This window comes from Nocardia australiensis (genome assembly GCF_020733705.1).
Taxonomy (GTDB): domain Bacteria; phylum Actinomycetota; class Actinomycetes; order Mycobacteriales; family Mycobacteriaceae; genus Nocardia; species Nocardia australiensis.
Genome location: NZ_JAJFZM010000017.1, coordinates 83,537 through 102,994 on the forward strand (window position 1 = coordinate 83,537; position 19,458 = coordinate 102,994).

The window sequence follows — 19,458 nt, forward strand, 5'->3', positions numbered from 1 at the left end:
CCGCGCCCGCCCGAGCCCCGGTTTCACACCGGGTCACGGGCAGGCGCGACGCTATGCGGCTATCAGTCGCGCGGCTTCTCGCGCAACTCGTATGCCTCGATGATGTCGCCTTCCTTGATGTCGGAGTAGGTGACGGTCATACCGCATTCGAAGCCCTCACGGACCTCTACGGCGTCGTCCTTCTCACGCTTCAAGGAGGAAATCGTCATCGTCTCGGCGATCACCAGGTTGTCACGCAGCAACCTGGCCTTCGCATTGCGCTTGACCGAACCCGAGGTGACCATGCAGCCCGCGATATTGCCGATCTTGGAGGACCGGAAGATCGCGCGGATCTCGGCGCGACCGAGCTCGACCTCTTCGTAGATCGGCTTGAGCATGCCCTTGAGGGCCTTCTCGATCTCATCGATGGCCTGGTAGATCACCGAGTAGTACCGGATGTCCACACCTTCGCGGTTGGCCAGCTCGGTCGCCTTGCCCTCGGCACGGACGTTGAACCCGATGATGATCGCGTTCGACGCCGACGCCAGGTTGACGTTGGTCTCGGTGACACCACCGACACCGCGGTCGATGACCCGCAGCCGCACCTCGTCGTCCACCTGGATACCGAGTAGCGCCTCTTCGAGGGCCTCGACGGTACCGGAGTTGTCGCCCTTGAGGATCAGGTTCAGCTCCGAAGTCTCCTTCAGTGCGGCATCCAGATCTTCCAGGCTGATCCGCTTGCGGCTACGCGCGGCCAGCGCGTTGCGCTTGCGCGCATTGCGGCGGTCGGCGATCTGGCGTGCGATGCGGTCCTCGTCGACAACCAGGAGGTTGTCACCAGCGCCCGGCACCGACGTGAAGCCGATGACTTGGACCGGCCGCGACGGCAACGCCGCGAGGACGTCCTCGCCGTGCTCGTCGACCATGCGACGGACACGACCATAGGCGTCGCCAGCCACGATCGAGTCGCCGACCCGCAGCGTGCCGCGCTGGATGAGCACGGTCGCCACCGGGCCACGGCCGCGGTCGAGATGCGCCTCGATGGCGACACCCTGAGCATCCATGTCCGGGTTGGCACGCAGATCGAGCGATGCGTCCGCAGTCAGCACGACCGCTTCCAGCAGCGCCTCGATATTGGTGCCCTGCCTGGCGGAGATGTTGACGAACATGGTGTCGCCGCCGTACTCCTCGGCCACCAGACCGTATTCGGTCAGCTGCTGGCGGACCTTGTCCGGGTTCGCGCCTTCCTTATCGATCTTGTTGACCGCCACCACGATCGGCACATCGGCGGCCTGCGCGTGGTTGATCGCTTCCACCGTCTGCGGCATGACGCCGTCATCGGCCGCGACCACGAGGATCGCGATATCGGTGGCCTTCGCACCACGGGCACGCATGGCGGTGAACGCCTCGTGACCCGGGGTGTCGATGAAGGTGATCAGTCGATCTTCGTCGTTGACGTGCGTCAGCACCTGGTAGGCACCGATGTGCTGGGTGATGCCACCGGCCTCGCCCTCGCGGACGTTGGCCTTACGGATGGTGTCCAGCAGTCGGGTCTTACCGTGGTCGACGTGACCCATGACGGTCACCACCGGCGGCCTGATCTGCAGGTCTTCCTCGCCACCCTCGTCCTCGCCGTAGGTGAGGTCGAAGCTTTCCAGCAGCTCGCGGTCCTCGTCCTCGGGGCTGACGACGTGCACGACGTAGTTCATCTCGCTGCCGAGCAGCTCGAGGGTCTCGTCGTTCACCGACTGGGTCGCGGTGACCATTTCGCCAAGATTGAACAGCGCCTGGACCAGTGAGGCCGGGTTGGCGTCGATCTTCTCCGCGAAGTCCGACAGCGACGCACCGCGGGCGAGACGGATGATCTCGCCGTTGCCGCGTGGCAGCCGCACGCCGCCGACGGCGGGCGCCTGCATGTTTTCGTACTCGGCGCGCTTCGCCCGCTTCGACTTGCGGCCACGACGGACCGCGCCACCGGGACGACCGAACGCACCGGCAGCACCGCCACGTCCACCCGGGCCACCGGGACGACCACCGCCGCCACCGGGACGACCACGGAAACCACCGGCCGCGGGCGCACCGGCACCGGGCGCACCCGTGCCGCCACCGCCACCGGGACCGCCGCGGTAGCCACCGCCACCGCCACCACCCGGACGACCGCCGGGACCACCCGGACGACCGCCGGGACCACCGGGACGACCGCCACCGGCGCCGCCACCCGGACCCGGACGGGCCGAACGAGCGGGCATGGCACCGGGATTCGGACGCGGCGGCATCGAGCCGGGGCTCGGACGCGGGCCACCGGGACGCGCGCCACCCTGCCCCGCGGCCGGACGGGCACCGCCCTGGCCGGGAGCCGGACGCGCGCCACCCTGTGCGGGGCCGGGACGCGGGCCGTGCCCGGGGCCCGGGCGAGGTCCACCCTGGCTCGGGGCCGGACGCGGCGCCGGACGCTCACGCTCGGGAGCCGAGGAATAGGGATTGTTGCCGACCCGAGGGGTCTTGGGGCCGGGCTTCGGGCCACCAGAGGCGCCACCGGGACGCGGGCCGGAGGCCGGTGCCGGAGCACCCGGACGCTGCTGCTGACCGGGACGCGGACCACCAGGGGTCGGTCGCGGACCGGTCGGCGCCGCCTTGGCGACGGGCGCCGACGGCGCGGCGTCCGATACTGGCGCGGACTCACGTGCGACGGGCGCGGCCGGTGCCGGCTTCGCCGCCGGGCCTGGGCGCACCGCATCGGCGGGCCGAGCGGCGGGCACGACGGTCTCCTTCGCGGCGGGCGCCCCGGGGGGGACGGCCGGAGCCGGGGTACGCGGGCCCGGACGAGGGCCGCCTGGTGTCGGCTTGGCGGCCGGACGGGCCGCCGAGGTAGCTCCGGGACGCGCCTCGGTCCTGGATGCTCCGTTGGTCGGTGCGGACTTCGCCGCGACCGACTCGCGCAGCCGACGCGCGACGGGTGCTTCCACCGTCGAGGATGCCGACTTCACGAACTCGCCCTGCTCCTTGAGCTTCGCGAGTAGTTCCTTACTTGTGACTCCGAGTTCTTTGGCCAACTCGTGCACGCGGGCCTTGCCTGCCACTGCTCTCCTCACTGAGAGGTCGAGCAGTGCCTCCGCCTAGGGAAGGCGGGCCCGCACGACCTCGGGTTATCTCCGATGGACGTTCATCGTTGGTGCTTCACGGTGTGCTCATGAGTGCTCGTGCCTGTTCTCGAGGTACTTCTCCAGGGCTGAGATATCCAGATGTCCGGACACTCGTAGTGCTCTGCCGAATGCTCGACGCCGCTGCGCCGCGCTCAAACAAACCGAAACGGGGTGCATCCAGGCACCCCGTCCGGGAAGTCTGCGCTGCGGATCGGGAACAACCACAGCAACCTCGCAACCGTCACCGGCTTCGGATTCCCGCACCACGATCCGTAACAAATCGGCGGCCAACTCTCGCTTCCGACATCCGATGCACGTTCGCACCGGGGCTGCCGGACGCCGGGGCGCCGCAGGCTGCTGGGTGGTGCGTTCGGACATCGAAGCCGAAGGCTCGCGCTGAACCTCAGACCACTCTACCGCTGCCCCGGCCCGAACACCGAACCCCGCCCCCGTGGAAGTTATCAACCTGTCATCCGCAGGCCCCGCCGTCAGGCTGGTTGGCGGCTCGCCGGACGCGGTATCGGTCAACTTCGCTGCGCCTCCGTCCGCACACCGCCACCCGTGTCCGGGGCCGCGTCGCTGCGGATATCGATCCGCCAGCCGGTCAGGCGGGCGGCCAGCCGCGCGTTCTGCCCCTCCTTGCCGATGGCGAGCGAGAGCTGGAAGTCCGGCACCACTACGCGAGCGGCGCGCGCCTCGGCATCGACGACGGTGACCGAAACCACCTTCGACGGTGAGAGCGCATTGCCGACGAAGGTCGCCGGGTCGTCCGCGTAATCGATGATGTCGATCTTCTCGCCGGCCAGCTCGCTCATGACGTTGCGCACCCGCTGCCCCATCGGGCCGATGCAGGCGCCCTTGGCGTTCACACCGGACACGGTGGTGCGCACCGCGATCTTGGAACGGTGCCCGGCCTCGCGCGCGACGGCGACGATCTCGACCGATCCGTCCGCGATCTCCGGAACCTCCAGCGCGAACAGCCTGCGCACCAAATTCGGGTGCGTCCGCGACAGAGTGATCTGCGGGCCGCGCGGGCCGCGCGAGACACCGACGACGTAGCACTTGATCCGGTCGCCGTGCTCGTAGGTCTCGCCGGGCACCTGCTCGGCGGGCGGAATCAGCCCCTCCGCGCCGTGTAACTCGCTGCCGATGCGCACCACGATGGTGCCACGGGCATTGGCACGCGCGTCACGCTGCACCACGCCACCCACGATGTCGCCCTCATGGGTGGCGAACTCGCCGAAGGACTTTTCGTTCTCCGCGTCACGCAGTCGCTGCAACACCACCTGACGCGCGGTGGTCGCCGCGATCCGGCCGAATCCCTCTGGGGTGTCGTCCCATTCGGAGATGGTGTTGCCGTCGGCGTCGACCTCCATCGCCATCACCCGCACCACACCGGTCTTCTGGTTGATGTCGATGCGGGCGTTCGGCTGGTGCCCTTCGGTGTGCCGGTAGGCGGTGAGCAATGCCGACTCGATGGCGGAGATCACGGCCTCGATCGAGATCCCCTTGTCGGCGACAATCGCGCGCAGGGCTTCGATTTCGATGTTCATTCCACGATCCCTTCGGTCTGCGAATCGGACGCTGTTGCTGATTGCGGCAGTGCTTCGATATTTCCTCGAACGTCCGCGACATCGGGGTGCGGCGCTCGAACGCCGTCCGCGAATCCGCCTTCGTTGTCTTCCTGTCCCGGCACTGGACGGCCGGGGATTACTCCACCCGCGAGTTCCAGCTCGCGCGCACCGGGCGGGTTGAACTCGACCTGCACGACCGCGTGGGCGATATCGGCGAGCGGGATGTTCACCCGGCGCGGGTTACGTTTGCCACCGAGCACCAGCGCCACGGAGTCGTCGCTCAGCTCGCCTACCCTGGCCTCGAACCTGTCCGAACCGCCGGTTTCGGGCGCGGGTGCCCCCTGACGCAATGAGATACGAACCTTGCGCCCGCGCGCTCGCCGCCAGTGTCGTGCGACGGTGAGCGGGCGATCGATGCCCGGCGTGGTGACCTCCAGCAGATACGGCGTCTCACCGAAATCGCCTGCCTCGTCGAACAGGTCCGAGAGACCCGTGCTGATCTCGGCGATGGTGTCGAGATCGGCGGCATCGTCGCTGTCGAGGACAACCTGCACCCGAACCGATGGATCGCTCCGCTGGCTCTGCTCCTCGGCCCGCGCTTGCGTGTGCTTGCCGGCCGTCGAAATCTCGACGCCCTCGAGGTCGAATCCTCGGCGTTCGACGAGTCCAGCAACCAGCTGGCTCAGCCTTTCCTCGGTCGGCATCGGCATGGTGGGGCGGCTCCTGGTTCAGTTGTGACGCGGCGGGGCAAATTTTCTACCGAAGGTCTAGCGTAACGCGCCACGAGAGTGTAAGGGACCAGCGCCCTCAGACAAGTTCGCCGTGCCCACAGCAGTCTGCCCGCCAAGGATCCGCACGCTCGAGGCGTGATTCTTAGTGGGCGAGCAAGTCTGGCACGATGGTGCGCGTGCCCATCCGCCTTCCCGCCCTGCCGCACGCCGGGTGCACCTCCGGCATCCTCCTTGACCGGCACGATCCCCGTCCATCGTCGGTCGATCGTCGCACCGCGTTGCGACTGGCGGGCGGTACGACAATGGGAGCGCTCGCCGTCGGCGCTGCGGCAGGTTGCGCCGACGACACCGTCTACGAGCCGGATCCACTTGCCGCGCAAGAGTTTATGGCCCGCGCCGACGCCGCGGCCGCAACCGCGGCGATCGCGCTGACGCCGCAGCGGCACAGCGCGTTGACCACAGTCGCGACCGAACGCACCGCACATGCCGACGCGCTGCTCGCCGAGATCAACCGGGTGATCGGCGTCTACGGCGACGGCACGACCCCGGCTCACCGCACCCGCGCGGTCGACGCGCCCGCCGGGGCCTCCGCCCCGGCCACCTCGGGGGCGGCGGTACCGCCGGTGGCACCGCCCACCATCGAGGAGCTGCGCGATCGTCTCGTCACGTCCCAGCAGTCGGCCGCCGAGCTCGCGCGCGGCCAATCGGGTTATCGCGCCGGTCTGCTGGCCTCCATCAGTGCGGCCTGCGCGACCGAAGCGGGGGTATTGCTGACATGACCGACGCCGAACGCCGAGCCCTGCTCGACGCACTGAACGCCGAATACGCGGCGGTATACGCCTACGGTGTGATCGGCGCCTACGCCTCCCACGAGCGCGACCGCATCATCAGCCAATACAGCGCCGCCCACCGGTCCCGCCGCGACAGCACCGTCGACGCACTCGCGGCGGCGGGTGCCGCAGTACCCCCCTCCGACGCCGCCTATACGACGCCGTTCCCGGTGGACGATCCGATCCCGGCGGCACATTTGGCGGTCACCGTAGAATCCGATTGCGCGGCCGCCTGGCGCTCTGTTGTGGAACGCGCCGAGTCCGAACCCGTCCGCCGGACCGGCATCGACGCCCTCACCGAATCCGCTGTGCGCCTTGCCACTTGGCAGTCGATCCTGGGCACGAACCCGCCGACGGTCGCCTTCCCCGGCAAGGTTTGACCACGCGTCAGGGCATACAACATCGTGCCTTTCCCGTGCGCTCGCCTACGCGACACGGCTCCGTCGGCGGAGATCCACACATCCGGTCGCAACACGCGTCGGCAACCGCGATTAATGAACCGACGCAGCGGCCACACGGCATGCGGCGGCCGATCTGGATGGGTGTCGAACCCGGACCCAGAATCGGCCGCCGCACCGTAGATCGATCGACCGCGCGCTACGGGCGCATCGCGTAGACGCCGTCGCAGGACGCGACCTGGTTCCATACCCGGTTGAAACGCTCGCGGTCGCCCGCCGGACTGCGCAGCGCGCCGATCGCCCATTCCTGTTGTGCCGCAGTGGCGGACGGCTTGCCGTACAGGGTGGTGGCGTAGCCGTTGAAGTCGCGGATCTGGAAGTCGAAGATCTGATCCAGCACGTCACGGTCCAGACCGGTGATCGCGGCCTGCTCCAGGATGAGCTGGCCGTAGACCACCAGGGAGAACAGGTGGCCGATGGTCAGCATGAAGTCCAGATCCCGCTGCTGGCCGGCATCGGGGGCCGCGGTGGTCAGCAGCGTGCGCAATGCCTGGGCCTGCTCATAGAAGCGGGCCACATTCGCGATATCGGTGCGCTTTTCATACACCGGGGTCCAATCGGCGAACTGCACCTTGCCCGCACCACGGGCCGGGCCCTGCCGCCAGAAGAACGCATCGTCGGCCGCGTCGAGGCGGGTGCCGACCTCCGGGTAGTCCTTCGGGTTGAACAGGTAGTTCGGCATGAACTTGAGGATCTGGCCGACATTGACGTGCACGGTGCCCTCGAGCCGAGGCAGGGTGCCGATATAGCGGGCGACCTGGGCGAAATAGGTGTTCTTCTCGAAACCCTTCGCGGCCAGCACATCCAGCAGCAGCGTCATGACGGTCTCGCCCTCGGAGGTCACCTTGGACTTGGTCATCGGGTTGAACAGCAGGTAGCGCCGGTCCTCGAGGCTCGCGGTGCGGAAGTAGTCCACGGCCCGATCGCTGAACAGCTTCATCGCCGTGATGCGCGCGTATGCGTCGACGAAATTCGTTCGCACATGCGGGAATTCGGTAACCGAGTGGCCGTAGAGGATGCGGTTGTTCGAGTGCGTGATGGCCTCGTAGAAGGAGTGCTCGACCATGCCGATGCTGCCGTGGCAGAGATTGAACTTGCCGACGTTGACGGTATTCAGTGCCGCCGAGAAGGCGTCCGGGCCGGTCGAGAGGATGTCGGCGGCGGTCACCGGGTAGTCGTGCAGCGCGAAGGTGCTGACATACAACTGCCCGTGGATCACATTGTCGATGAGTTCGTAGTCGTCGTGACGACTGTCGGCGGCGAACCACACATAGCCATCGGCGCCCTCGATATCGGCGCGCCGGGAGAACACCGACACCATGCTGGCGACATTGCCGTTGCCGATGTAGTACTTGGTGCCGTTGGCGCGGAACAGAATTCCCGCCTCGTCGTCGGGGCTACCGGGCTCGGTCGGCGTGAGAATCAGGTCCGTGTTGTAGATATCGGCGCCGTGATCGCGCTCGGACAGGCCGAACGCCATCACCTGACCGTCGACGAGGTCGGCGGCGGCACGCTTCTTCGCCGGCTCGTTGTCGCTCTGCCAGATCGGGCCGAGGCCCAGAATGGTGACCTGTTCGGCGTACCAGTACGCGAGACCGTAGAAGCCGAAGATCTCCGAGAGCGCCGCGTTGCGGGCCGCGTCCCAGCGGCGGTTCTCGTCACCGTCGGCGTAGGCGGCGGGTGTCAGGAAGGTCGCGAACAACTTTTCCTTCTTCGCGAACTCCAGGAAGTCCGACACCCATACCGCGTCCGCGTCGTCGGCGAGCAGTTGCCGCTTGCCCCGCGATTCGAACCACTCGATGGTGGCCTTCAGCAGCCGTCGCGTCTCGGCGTCGAATTGCTGCGGATCGTAGGTGGCGGGGTTGAACAACAGCGCGTCGGTGCTCGTCATACGCGCTAACTTACCAGCGGGTAACAGCCGGTCGGAGTGGGTCCGCGATTGCCTGTGCCAGCGTTTTGCCTACGCGACCGTAGGTTGCGCCGACAGGCCGAGGCAACATCGGAGATTGCCAGCCGAATGGGTCGCTGCCATCGGCAGCGACCGCACTTGCCGGAACATCTGCCCGGTCGGCCTATCGTCCGCCGCGCACCCGCGCTAGCACCGATTCCACCACCGATTCGGCAGGCACCTCGGTGGATTCGCCGGTGAACCGATCGCGGATCTCGACCTTGCCCTCGGCCCAGCCGCGGCCGACGACCACGATCAACGGAACGCCGATCAGCTCGGAATCCTTGAACTTCACGCCGGGCGAGGCCTTGCGGTCGTCGAGGACGACCTCGAGACCGGCCGTATCCAATTGCGCGGCAACCTGTTCGCCGCCCTCTCGCGCGGAGTCGTCCTTGTTCGCGATGACGACGTGCACATCGAACGGAGCGACCTCAGCCGGCCAGCGCAGGCCCTTCTCGTCGTGCTGCTGCTCGGCGATCACCGCGACCATGCGGGAGACGCCGACGCCGTAGGAACCCATGGTCAGCCGGACCGGCTTGCCGTTCTCACCGAGCACATCGACATCGAACGCGTTGGTGTACTTGTTGCCGAGTTGGAAGATGTGCCCGATCTCGATTCCGCGCGCGGAGACCAGCGGGCCGCGACCGTCGGGCGAGGGGTCGCCGTCGCGGACCTCGGCGGCCTCGATGGTGCCGTCGGGGGTGAAGTCACGCCCGGCCACCAGACCCACGACGTGCTTGCCCGGCTCGTCGGCGCCGGTGATCCAGGATGTGCCGGTCACCACGCGCGGGTCGACGAGATACCGAACCCCGTTGGCCAGCAACGCCTTCGGGCCGATGTAACCCTTCACCAGGAAGGGGTTCTCGGCGAAGTCGGCCTCGGTGAGCAACTCGACCTCGGCGGGTTCGACCGATGCGCCGAGACGCTTGGTGTCGACCTCGCGGTCGCCGGGGAGGCCGATGCCGAGGATCTCGTGCTTGCCGCCGGGGTGGCGCAGCTTGACGATGACATTCTTGAGCGTGTCCGCGGCGGTCACCGGTCGGCCGAACTGCTCGGCGATACCGGCGGCGTTCGCCCAGTCCACCAGGGTCGCGATGGTCGGAGTGTCGGCGGTGTCATGGATGACCGCGGCGGGTTGTCCCTCGATCGGCAACGGCGCGGGCGCGGGCGTGATCACCGCTTCGACATTCGCCGCATAGCCGGACTCGACGCAGCAGACGTAGGTGTCCTCACCGATCGGACTCTCGGCCAGGAACTCCTCGGACGCGCTGCCACCCATGGCGCCGGCGGTCGCCGCGACGATGACGTACTTGACGCCGAGCCGCGCGAAGATCCGCTGGTATGCCTCGCGGTGCGCGTCGTAACTCGCCTTCAGGCCGTCGTCGTCCAGGTCGAAGGAGTAGGAGTCCTTCATGGTGAACTCGCGGCCGCGCAGAATGCCTGCGCGCGGACGCGCCTCGTCGCGGTACTTGGTCTGGATCTGGTATAGCGTGACCGGAAGATCCTTGTAGGAGCTGTATTCGCCCTTCACGGTGAGCGCGAAGAGCTCCTCGTGGGTGGGGCCGAGTAGGTAGTCCCCGCCCTTGCGGTCCCGCAGCCGGAACAAGGTGTCGCCGTATTCGGTCCACCGGTTGGTGGTCTCGTAGGGCTCGCGCGGCAGCAACGCGGGCAATGAGATCTCCTGGGCGCCGATGGCATCCATTTCTTCCCGGACAACCCGCTCCACCGCACGCAGCACCCGCAGCCCCAGCGGCAGCCATGAGTACACGCCCGGAGCGACGCGGCGTACATAGCCGGCGCGGACTAGCAGTTTATGGCTCGGCACCTCGGCGTCGGCGGGATCGTCACGCAGGGTACGCAGGAAAAGTCGGGAGAGGCGGGTGATCACGCAAGGAAGGGTAGTCGCTGCCCTCGTGATACCTGCAACGCATTATCCATTTCGACACGAGACGGGGGCTCCACCTGGTTATGTCAGGCCACCGCATCCGAGCTCCAGCCGCTCACGGCGGTATCCAATTCGGCGTCAGCGCTGGCTCTCCGTGGTCACGTGCGCGACCGGCTCCGAGCCCTGACGGCTGACGCCGGTACCGTATCCGCTCGTGCTGGTGCTGCTGCCTCCCTCCGAAACCAAGTCCGACGGTGGTTGCGACGTGCCGCTGGAGCTGTCGTCATTGGCGATGCCGCAACTCACGCCGGTGCGCGACCGTCTGCTCGACGAAGTGGCCGAACTGGCCGCCGACCCGGCCACCGCTCGCGCCGTGCTCGGCCTCGGCAAGGGGGCCGATATCGAGATCGCTCGCAATGCGACCCTGCGCACGTCCCACACCCGCCCCGCGCTGGAGCGCTACACCGGCGTCCTCTACGACGCACTCGACACCCGCTCGTTCACGAAGGCCCAGCGCGCCAAAGCCGATGCCCGCCTCGCCATCGGCTCGGCCCTGTTCGGCGCCGTCCGCGCCACCGACACGATTCCTGCCTACCGCCTGTCGGGCGGATCGAAACTGCCTGGCCTGCCTACACTTTCGGCCCTCTGGCGCGAGGTCCTGCCCGACGCGCTGCACACCGAAGCCGCGGGCGAGCTGGTCATCGACCTCCGCTCCGGGATCTACCAGCAGTTGGGCCGGGTTCCCGGTGCCATCACCGCCAACGTGCTCACCGAGCATCCCGATGGCACCCGAACCGTGGTGAGCCACTTCAACAAACACCACAAGGGCCTGCTCGCCCGCGCCCTGACGCTCACCAGGGCCGACCCCACCGACATTCGAGCGGTCGCCCGCATCGCCACCAAGTCCGGGTTGCGGACCGAAATCGCCTCCCCCACTGAACTTCTCATCCTCACCTGACCAACTGTCTCCCCAACCTGAAGGGTGGGGATCTCAGGTTCGCACCCCATGTCGGTGATCGCGGCGGGCCGCGCGTGTGCGGGAGGCCATGTCGCCCCGACGGTTGCCCCTGACGCAGGGTCAACCTCTCAGCATGGTTGGCATGACTACGAAAACCAATGCGATGCGGCACTTCACGGTCCACCATGACGGTGTCACGATCCCGGTGTCTCGCGGCGGCCGGGGACGACCGCTGGTCCTGTGCCCTGGGCTGAGCTCGACACAGGCTGACCTGCACGAGCTGACCGAGCTGCTGCGGTGCGACCACGACGTGATGACCTTCGACCTGAGGGGCCATGGCCTCGCCTCGGCCGTCGACCGGTACTCCTTCGAGGCGTTCCTCGGCGATCTCGGTGCCGTGATGGCGGAGCTGGGACGCCTCGCCCTGCCCTCGCCGCCGGTGCTCGTGGGCTACTCACTGGGCGCGGACCTGGCCGTGCACTATGCCTCCGAGTGTCCTGACGCCGTCGCCGAGCTTGTGCTCATCGACGGAGCGAACCCGGTGCCCGAACCGTTCATCATCGAGGCCGACCTGCCGGAGTTCCGCGCGATGTTCGAGGACCCGGCGACGCGGCGCGAGCTCGAGCGGGCCAAGGGCACCCCGCGTCAGGTGTTGCTCACCGCGCAGGACATCCTCGATCTGAATCTCGAAATCGATGTGGTGCGGTCCACAATCCTCGACCGGTACCGGAAGATCGACTGTCCGATCAGCATGATCATGTCGACCTCGATGGCTGGCGACAGCGGCGAAGGGCGTGCACCGTGGCGCAATCAGAACTGGCGTGCCGGCATCGAGCGGCTCGTCCGGGAGCAGCCGCACATCTGCACCTCCTGGCTCGACGCCGATCACCGGCTGGTCTTCACCCACGCCCCGGAAATCGCCCAGATCATCCGGAGTACACAAGGCCCAGCCGGCCAGGCGGCCTCGTGAACAGCTCCTAGGTCTAGGAGACTGGTCTGATGCTGACCATCGGCGAGCTGGCGTCGTACGCCGGAGTGACGGTGCGGGCGGTGCGGCACTATCACGCCAAGGGGCTGCTGCCGGAGCCGGAGCGGGACCACTCAGGCTATCGGAGGTACAACGGCGGCGCCGTGGTCGAGCTGATCAAGATCCGGACCCTCGCCGAGGCCGGGGTCCCGCTGGCGCGAGTGCGGGAGCTGCTACAGGCCGACGAGGAAGAGTTCGCCGTGGCGGTCGCAGACATCGATAGGCGGCTTCGGGCGGAGATCCGGGAGCGGCAGCGGCACCGCGAGCGGATCGCCCGCCTGGCCTCCGGGGACAGCCTGGCACTGCCCCCGGAGGTGGTCGAGTTTCTCGACCGACTGCGGGAGCTCGGGGTCGACGAGCGGATCGTCCAGGTCGAACGCGACGGATGGATCCCGCTGGCCGCGCACTCACCCGAGCGAGTCTCGGGGTGGATGGCACGCAAACGGGAGCAGATCGCCGACCCGCAGCTCATCGACATCTATCTCACCCTGGGCCACGCTTTCGACCGGACCGACAACGACCCACGGCTGGCCGAGCTGGCCGACGAGCTAGCCGCCTACATCACGCAGTTGGCCGACGAGCACGGCGAGGACTACGTCGGCGATGTAGACATCGAGCCACCGTTCGCCAAGCTGCTGGACGCACTGGCGTTCGACACCGCGCCGCCGGCCCGTCGGCTGGTCGAGCTGCTGAAGAAGCGAGGCTGGACCGGCTGGACCAAGCTCGAGCGCGTGGAGCCAACACGGGGTGTGGCCGGAACAGCACTGGAAGGGAGGTGACCAACGCACAGAGACCCCAGCCGAAGCTGGGGTCTCTTGTGTCACACCGACCGTTGCGCGAGCAATATCCTCTGCGCCCCGGCCTCGGAAAGAGAGCCTGTCACACCCGGCCGGAATCGGCACGTCGTAGAAATCCCGTTTGCAAGACCCATCGCACGTGCAGCTGTACGGCCGGTCACACGCTATGCGTTCTGGGGAAATCGTCGACCGACGGCATGATTAGATAACGAAACAGCATCAACGTTGTCGTCCTGTGACCAAACTGTTCGACTCGTGACCTCGGCTCACGATCGCCGGCCGGGCGATCCGGCACTTTGATAGTCGTCCCCGCCAAACCGCTTGCGACACAAGCACAATCAACGGCGGCCGCGGTCTGGGGCACGGATCGATGCCGATGCTATCGACCGGCGGACTCGTCCCCGGCGTCGGTTGACCGCCCGCCTCGATCGCCCTCGGCAAGCACAAGCGCAAGAGCGTGACGATCGAGCTTTCCGCGCGGTGTGCGTGGCAGGCGCTCGACCGTGCGGACCCGCACCGGCATGCTCGGACTCGGCAATGTGGCTCGCAAATGCCGCCATATCTCCGCGGCGCTCGGGACGTCGTCATCGACCACGATCGCCGCGGCGGGCACCTCGCCCATGCGCGCGTCGGGGACTCCGACGCAGGCGGCCTCTGCGATACCCGGTATCGCGGTGAGAGCCGCCTCGACATCGGCGGGTTCCACATTGAGACCGCCGCGGATCAGGGTGTCGCCGACACGACCGAACAAGCGCAGCCGGTTACCGAGCACCTCTCCCCTGTCGCCCACAGACATCCAGCCGTCGACCGGCCCATCGACCACGCCGTCCTCGGTGAGGTAACCATCGAACAGCATGTCGCTGCGCACGAACACTCGGCCGGCGCGGATTTCCGCCTCCACGCCATCGAACAGTTCCCCGGCCGAATTCTCGTCGGTGGACCCGAGTTCCCGATCGAAAGATACGAAACTCAATTCCGACGCGCCATAGAAGTGCACGAGCGACGCATCCGGCAAGATCTGTTGCAGCGCTTGCCGTCCCGTGCGCGGCCAGCGCGCCGCCGAGGACAGCACCTCGCGAACACGCCGGAACGGCCCCTCCCCTGACCGCACCACGTCCCAAGCGATGGTGGGCACCGAATACAGATGTGTCGCACCGTCATTCAGCGACTGCACGACCGGTCGCAGGTCCACCATCGCGCCCCGGGTGAGAGCATGTAGCGCGCCATAGAGGAAATGGGTGTGATCGAGGACACCGGGCACCGCGACACGATCGCGGCGGCCGATATCGAATGTCGCATCGGAGCGGTCGAGGGTCGTTGCCCACGAACTCTGATTGCGCAGGAACAACTTCGGCTCCCCCGTGGTGCCAGAGGTGACGCCGACCAGCAGTTCGGTGCCGGGACGGGCCCGGCCCGAAACGCCGTCGGATTCCAACGCGGCGGCCGTCTGGATCGCACCGTCGAATCCGAGTCTTCGTAGTCGGCGGTGCTGGTGCGAAGCGGCAACGACCGCACCGGGTTTCGAAAGCTCGAGCACCCTGTTCAGCTGGCTCGGCAGCAGGTGCCGGTGTAGTAGCACGACGCTGATACCGGCGTACGCGGCCGCGGTGACGGCGACCAGCGATTCGACATCGGATGTGGGCAGCACGGCGACGCGGTTCATACCATCGAGCCCGGCCGCAGTGCGGGTGACCCGCGACCAGAACTCGCGGTAGCCGACACTCTCACGGGCGGATACGACGGCCGTCGACTCCGGGAATTCAGCGGTTTGCCCGGCGATGCGCTCGGCCAGCAACTCAGTCATCGTCGACCCCCCGTGCGGCGAGGGCGTCGCCCATCGCATCAGCGGTGCGCAGCGCCCGTACCAGTACCGGCGTCGCCAATGCCGTCATCGACCATTGCAACCCGCGTGCCCGCCGTGCCTGGGCAACGTCGTGCACGATTTCGGTCAGCAACGGGACACAGCGGATGGCCAACGCCAGCATCAGCCCGACCCGATCCGGATCGACCCCGACCTTCCGCAGCGGGCCGAGCGCACGCGTCACGGTGTCGAGCATGTCGGTCACCCGGGTGGTGAGCGTGACCAGCGCCGCGAGCGCCACGGAGATCAGCAGTACCCCACACACCACGACCGCACGCGCGGGCGAGGTGATCAGCATTTGGAATACCGCGATGATCAGCAACATCCACACCACCGGACGCAGCTGCGCCACCGCGACGGTGAACGGGATACGCGCCAACGCGAACAATCCCGCCGCTACCACGCCGGCTACGCCGACCTCCAGTGGATTGTGCACGAATACCGTCGCCGTCACGATCGACACGATCAACAGCAATAGTTTCGCCCCGGCGGGCATCCGGTGCAGTGGCGAATCCCCGGGCCGGTACAGGCCGATCATCCGACCGATTCCCGGTAAGCGGGTACGGCAGCATCGGGTGCGCCGTCGAACGCGACGGCACCGTCGTCGATGACGATCACACGCTCGAAACTCTCCAGCAGCGCCAACTGATGCGTTACGACGATCACCTGCTGGTCCATGGCGTCCAGGGCTTCGGCGACCACCCTGGCATTGCGCAGATCCAGCAGCGTGGTCGGTTCATCGGCAATGATCACCTCGGGCCTGCGTATGAGGACCGCGCCGATGGCGAGCAACTGTTTCTGTCCGCCTGAGAGCAGATGCGAGGGATGCTCGCCATGCTCGTGCAGCCCGAATCGAACCAGCGTCTCCTCGACGCGCGCGGCGACCTCCCCCTTGCTGAGCCCAGTCCGGCGCAGCGAGAACGCGAGATCCTCCGAGACGGTCGGCATGACGATCTGGGTATCGGGATCGGTGAAGACGAACCCGACCTTGCGGCGGACCCGCGCCCCCTTCTTCGCCGCGTCCACCCCGTCGACCGTGACGGTGCCGGATGTCGGCGCAAGCAACCCATTGATCATGCGCGCCAGTGTCGATTTGCCGGACCCATTGGATCCGATGATGCCGACGCGACGCTCAGTGATGCGAAGGTCGATGCCGTGCAACACTTTCCGCTCGCCGAAGCGGTGGCTCACCGAATCGAAGACAATCTCACTCATGACTCCACCTCGCTAGCGCTCGCCTCCATCACGAGCGAGTGCTCAGCTGTGCCTATTGTTCGCTCGCTACGCTCACTCATGACACCCGCTCCACGAGCATGGCGATGCCCTGCCCGCCGCCGATGGCGCAGGCCGCGAGCCCCAGCGCGGGGCCGTCCGGCCGCAGCATCTGACTTGCCAACCGCACCAACAAGATAGCGCCCGACGCACCCCACGGATGCCCCATGGCGATGGCACCACCCTGTGGGCAGAGCTTGGCTTCGTCCAGCCCCAGTTCGTCCGACACCGCGAGCACGACCGAAGCGAACGCCTCGGTGATCTCGACAATGCCGAGGTCTGTCGGGTCGATTCCAGTGCGCCGCAACAGTTTGCGGATCGCGGGCACCGGCCCGAGACCGGGGTACGCCGGATCCGACCCGGCTACCGCCGACCCGAGTATCCGCAGCGCGGGCAGCCCTGCGGCCGCGGACTCGCTGGTGACCGCCACCGCCGCGGCGCCATCGGAGATACCGCACGAATTGCCCGCCGTTGCCGTCCCGTCGACGCCGAAACTGGGACGCAATCGCGCCAGCCGAGCCTGTGTCATGCCCGCGCGGATGCGTTCATCCCGGTGTACATCACCGATCGGCACGATCTCCGGCGCGAAGTCGGCGGCCGCGGCGAGAGTGTGCGAGCGCGCGGCGTACGCATCCTGTCGTTCGCGGCTGATGCCACGTACGCGCGCGAGATCATCGGCGGCCACACCCATGTCAGGATCGGGAAAGCCTTGCGGCGCAAAGGGAGCGCGGGTGTATCGCACTGGTTCGGCATCCGCGACCGGCGGCCAGAACCGCCACGGCGCGGTGCTGGCCGATTCGACGCCGCCGGCCAGAATGAGTTCATCGGCGCCGGATTGCACGCGTAACGCCGCCTGCATAATCGCGTCGAGGCCGGACCCGCACTGGCGATCAACGGTGACGCCGGGAACCTGGACACCGAGACCGGCCCGCAGCGCGGCGATCCGCGCCGGATCACCGCCTGGTCCGAGGCAGTTGCCGAGGACGACATCGTCCACCTCGGCGTCCATGCCCACCGCGCGTAGCGACGACAGCACCTCACGCAGTACCGGAGCGGCCAGATCGGTGGTCGTCAGGTCGGCGAACCCGTGCCCGGCATTGCCGATCGGTGTTCGACGCGTCGCTACCAGCACGGGGATCCGGTTCATGTCAGCAAGTCTTTCAGGCGGCCACGGGCCACCTTGCCGCTGTTGGTGCGAGGCAGCACCGGGAACGGAACCCAGCGACGGGGCATGGCCTCCTTAGTCAGCACCCGGCGCGCCTGCGCGCGGACCACGTCGATATCGACGGCACCATCGAGTTGCACTGCGGCGGTGACCGTTTCGCCGAACACCGCGTGCGGCGTCCCGATAACGGCCACCGCGGCGACGCCGTGGCATGTCTCGAGGATTCGTTCGACATCCTCGGCGACGACCGTGGTGCCACCGACATTGATCGCGAATTCGCCCCTGCCGCGAACGGTGAGTTCGCGATCCTCACCGAGTTCGGCGATATCGCCGACACCGAACCATTCCGGAGCGCCGATCACGGCGTAGGGGGTTCGGACGTAGAGCAGCCCGTCGCGGACCTCGGCATCGACATCGCGCACCAAACGCAGTGGTTCGGGAACCCGCCGCGCCGCGACCAGCGAGACTTCCGCCGATCCGTAGTACTCGATGATCTCGACGCCGTCCGCCGCCACGCGTGCTCCGTCATCCAGGGCGATGCCCGCCACGACCGCCGTCCGCAGTTTCGGCGCCTTGCCAACCACTTCGCGAAGCACCGCGGGTACCGCGTGCACCACGGTGGCCCGCGACGGATCGTCGGTCACGCACGCACCGCGCCACAGCGCGTGCAACGCGCCGAACAGATGCATCGTCGCGTGCAAGGGGCCGGTGATCAGCACCCGGTCGGCCGGATCGATGCCGGTGATCGTGGTGAACATCGGGAAGCTGTCGTACCAGGACGCCGCCGTGCGGACGAGCGGGCGCGGACGCCCGGTCGAACCCGACGTTGTCACCAGCAGAAACGCCGAAGACGGGAGGCTCGTGCGGGTGGTGCGCGCATCAGGGTTCTCGACAACCACCGGGACTCCGCGCCGGGCGGCGGCGCACACACAGATCAACGCGTCCGCGACCTCCAGCCTCGACGCGTCGTAGACGAGTACGTCCGGAGTTTGTTGCCGATTCCACTGCTCGATCGCATGGTCCAGTTCGCCGTAGGTGTACGCGCGCCCCTCGAGCTCGATGGCAGGTCGATCCGCGGCACCGCCGAGTTCGCGACTAGGCACGAATCAGGCCAGGGTAGGCGCGGTGCACGCCCTTGGCGACGACTGTCGCGACGACCACCTTGACCAGGTCGCCGGGAATGAACGCGAAATTGGTGGTGATGGCGTGACCAACGCCGAGATCGGTGCGCAGCAGCACTCCGATGGTGCCGAACAGGTAAATGATCACGAGCCCGCCGAATGCGTTGATCAGCAGACCGAGAACGATCGGGTACTTCGGCAGAATCCGGGCGGTCAGCAGACCGATGATCAGCGTCGCGGGAATCCAGCCGATGAGATAACCGGCGCTGGGGCCGGCCAGCGCCGTCAGCCCGGTCCGGCCACCGGAGAGCAACGGCAGCCCAATCAAGGTCAGCGCGAGGAAAACCAGAACCGCCGCCGTGCCCTTGCGCGCCCCGAGAACCGCGCCGGCCAGGATGACACCGAGGGTCTGTACCGTGATCGGCACGCCGCTGAATCCGACTGTGATGGCGCCGGGCAAGCCCAATGCCGCGATCAGCGCCGCGAATACGGCGATCTGCGCCATATCCCGCGAGGAAAGAGCCACCCTCGATTTCTGAGGGTTCTCGACACCATCCACGACGTCCTCCATTACAAACTTGAACGACGTTCAAGATAACAGGCGGCGTTGTCACGGGCTCACCGCATGCCCGGGTCAGCGGTGAGGCCCCGAATAGGCAGCGCGGTATGCAGCAAGGTGCGAGATTCACCGTCCTCGAGATCAACATCG

Annotated in this window: 17 protein-coding genes; 5 read left to right on the forward strand and 12 right to left on the reverse strand. The window is 67.4% G+C overall.

Annotation, left to right across the window (positions count from 1 at the left end; genetic code table 11):
* Window positions 1-62 precede the first annotated feature (62 nt).
* The 4 genes from infB to rimP form a co-directional block, all read right to left on the reverse strand.
* Complete coding sequence (infB, locus tag LKE06_RS29655) at window positions 63-3,059, reverse strand: translation initiation factor IF-2 (protein ID WP_228002714.1); 2,997 nt, start codon at window positions 3,057-3,059, stop codon at window positions 63-65.
* 108 nt (window positions 3,060-3,167) lie between these two features.
* Window positions 3,168-3,500, reverse strand: a complete 333-nt coding sequence (locus LKE06_RS29660; RefSeq protein ID WP_228002716.1) for a YlxR family protein — start codon at window positions 3,498-3,500, stop codon at window positions 3,168-3,170.
* Window positions 3,501-3,646: 146 nt separating this feature from the next.
* Window positions 3,647-4,675, reverse strand: coding sequence for a transcription termination factor NusA (gene nusA / locus LKE06_RS29665; RefSeq protein ID WP_228002718.1), 1,029 nt, complete (start codon window positions 4,673-4,675; stop codon window positions 3,647-3,649).
* Window positions 4,672-5,406 (reverse strand): ribosome maturation factor RimP, encoded by a 735-nt coding sequence (gene rimP, locus LKE06_RS29670; RefSeq protein ID WP_228002719.1) that lies wholly within the window; start codon window positions 5,404-5,406, stop codon window positions 4,672-4,674. The genes nusA and rimP overlap by 4 nt, the downstream gene beginning before the upstream one ends.
* A 197-nt stretch (window positions 5,407-5,603) precedes the next feature.
* Between rimP and LKE06_RS29675 the strand changes: the two genes are divergently transcribed.
* Entirely contained in the window at window positions 5,604-6,206 is a 603-nt protein-coding gene (locus LKE06_RS29675) for a hypothetical protein (protein WP_228002721.1), read from the forward strand.
* On the forward strand, window positions 6,203-6,637 hold the full coding sequence (locus tag LKE06_RS29680; protein ID WP_228002723.1) for a ferritin-like domain-containing protein: 435 nt from the start codon (window positions 6,203-6,205) through the stop codon (window positions 6,635-6,637). The genes LKE06_RS29675 and LKE06_RS29680 overlap by 4 nt, the downstream gene beginning before the upstream one ends.
* A gap of 217 nt (window positions 6,638-6,854) precedes the next feature.
* On the opposite strand, the gene LKE06_RS29685 is transcribed toward LKE06_RS29680, so the two are convergent.
* Both LKE06_RS29685 and LKE06_RS29690 read right to left on the reverse strand, forming a co-directional pair.
* Window positions 6,855-8,606: an acyl-CoA dehydrogenase family protein gene (locus LKE06_RS29685; RefSeq protein WP_228002727.1), complete on the reverse strand. Its 1,752-nt coding sequence runs from the start codon at window positions 8,604-8,606 to the stop codon at window positions 6,855-6,857.
* 181 nt (window positions 8,607-8,787) lie between these two features.
* Entirely contained in the window at window positions 8,788-10,551 is a 1,764-nt protein-coding gene (locus tag LKE06_RS29690) for a proline--tRNA ligase (protein WP_228002730.1), read from the reverse strand.
* A 211-nt stretch (window positions 10,552-10,762) separates the two neighbouring features.
* Here LKE06_RS29690 and yaaA point away from each other — a divergent pair, with 211 nt between their 5' ends.
* The 3 genes from yaaA to LKE06_RS29705 all read left to right on the forward strand — a co-directional run bounded on the left by yaaA (window position 10,763) and on the right by LKE06_RS29705 (window position 13,312).
* On the forward strand, window positions 10,763-11,506 hold the full coding sequence (gene yaaA / locus LKE06_RS29695) for a peroxide stress protein YaaA (RefSeq protein ID WP_228002731.1): 744 nt from the start codon (window positions 10,763-10,765) through the stop codon (window positions 11,504-11,506).
* 142 nt (window positions 11,507-11,648) lie between these two features.
* A complete protein-coding gene (locus LKE06_RS29700) occupies window positions 11,649-12,476 on the forward strand; it encodes an alpha/beta fold hydrolase (RefSeq protein ID WP_228002733.1) in 828 nt (275 codons plus the stop codon).
* A 29-nt stretch (window positions 12,477-12,505) separates the two neighbouring features.
* A complete protein-coding gene (locus tag LKE06_RS29705; protein WP_228002735.1) occupies window positions 12,506-13,312 on the forward strand; it encodes a MerR family transcriptional regulator in 807 nt (268 codons plus the stop codon).
* 397 nt (window positions 13,313-13,709) lie between these two features.
* On the opposite strand, the gene LKE06_RS29710 is transcribed toward LKE06_RS29705, so the two are convergent.
* The 6 genes from LKE06_RS29710 to LKE06_RS29735 all read right to left on the reverse strand — a co-directional run bounded on the left by LKE06_RS29710 (window position 13,710) and on the right by LKE06_RS29735 (window position 19,308).
* Window positions 13,710-15,134 (reverse strand): AMP-binding protein, encoded by a 1,425-nt coding sequence (locus LKE06_RS29710; RefSeq protein WP_228002737.1) that lies wholly within the window; start codon window positions 15,132-15,134, stop codon window positions 13,710-13,712.
* A complete protein-coding gene (locus LKE06_RS29715; protein ID WP_228002739.1) occupies window positions 15,127-15,729 on the reverse strand; it encodes an energy-coupling factor transporter transmembrane component T family protein in 603 nt (200 codons plus the stop codon). Before LKE06_RS29715 ends, LKE06_RS29710 begins: the two co-directional genes overlap by 8 nt.
* Entirely contained in the window at window positions 15,726-16,406 is a 681-nt protein-coding gene (locus LKE06_RS29720) for an energy-coupling factor ABC transporter ATP-binding protein (RefSeq protein WP_228002741.1), read from the reverse strand. Before LKE06_RS29720 ends, LKE06_RS29715 begins: the two co-directional genes overlap by 4 nt.
* A gap of 76 nt (window positions 16,407-16,482) precedes the next feature.
* Entirely contained in the window at window positions 16,483-17,610 is a 1,128-nt protein-coding gene (locus LKE06_RS29725) for a thiolase family protein (RefSeq protein ID WP_228002742.1), read from the reverse strand.
* Window positions 17,607-18,731 carry a class I adenylate-forming enzyme family protein gene (locus LKE06_RS29730; RefSeq protein ID WP_228002743.1) on the reverse strand — a complete coding sequence of 375 codons (1,125 nt, stop codon included), beginning with the start codon at window positions 18,729-18,731 and terminating at the stop codon, window positions 17,607-17,609. The genes LKE06_RS29725 and LKE06_RS29730 overlap by 4 nt, the downstream gene beginning before the upstream one ends.
* A complete protein-coding gene (locus LKE06_RS29735; protein ID WP_228002745.1) occupies window positions 18,724-19,308 on the reverse strand; it encodes a biotin transporter BioY in 585 nt (194 codons plus the stop codon). The genes LKE06_RS29730 and LKE06_RS29735 overlap by 8 nt, the downstream gene beginning before the upstream one ends.
* Window positions 19,309-19,458: the final 150 nt, after the last annotated feature.

Bases quoted from the DNA above. Each gene is read 5' to 3' on its own strand.
- LKE06_RS29700 (WP_228002733.1), top strand. From the start codon at position 11,649: ATGACTACGAAAACCAATGCGATGCGGCACTTCACGGTCCACCATGAC.
- LKE06_RS29715 (WP_228002739.1), bottom strand. From the start codon at position 15,729: ATGATCGGCCTGTACCGGCCCGGGGATTCGCCACTGCACCGGATGCCC.
- LKE06_RS29710 (WP_228002737.1), bottom strand. From the start codon at position 15,134: ATGACTGAGTTGCTGGCCGAGCGCATCGCCGGGCAAACCGCTGAATTC.
- nusA (WP_228002718.1), bottom strand. From the start codon at position 4,675: ATGAACATCGAAATCGAAGCCCTGCGCGCGATTGTCGCCGACAAGGGG.
- LKE06_RS29680 (WP_228002723.1), top strand. From the start codon at position 6,203: ATGACCGACGCCGAACGCCGAGCCCTGCTCGACGCACTGAACGCCGAA.
- LKE06_RS29725 (WP_228002742.1), bottom strand. From the start codon at position 17,610: ATGAACCGGATCCCCGTGCTGGTAGCGACGCGTCGAACACCGATCGGC.
- LKE06_RS29705 (WP_228002735.1), top strand. From the start codon at position 12,506: ATGCTGACCATCGGCGAGCTGGCGTCGTACGCCGGAGTGACGGTGCGG.
- LKE06_RS29660 (WP_228002716.1), bottom strand. From the start codon at position 3,500: ATGTCCGAACGCACCACCCAGCAGCCTGCGGCGCCCCGGCGTCCGGCA.
- rimP (WP_228002719.1), bottom strand. From the start codon at position 5,406: ATGCCGATGCCGACCGAGGAAAGGCTGAGCCAGCTGGTTGCTGGACTC.
- LKE06_RS29685 (WP_228002727.1), bottom strand. From the start codon at position 8,606: ATGACGAGCACCGACGCGCTGTTGTTCAACCCCGCCACCTACGATCCG.
- LKE06_RS29720 (WP_228002741.1), bottom strand. From the start codon at position 16,406: ATGAGTGAGATTGTCTTCGATTCGGTGAGCCACCGCTTCGGCGAGCGG.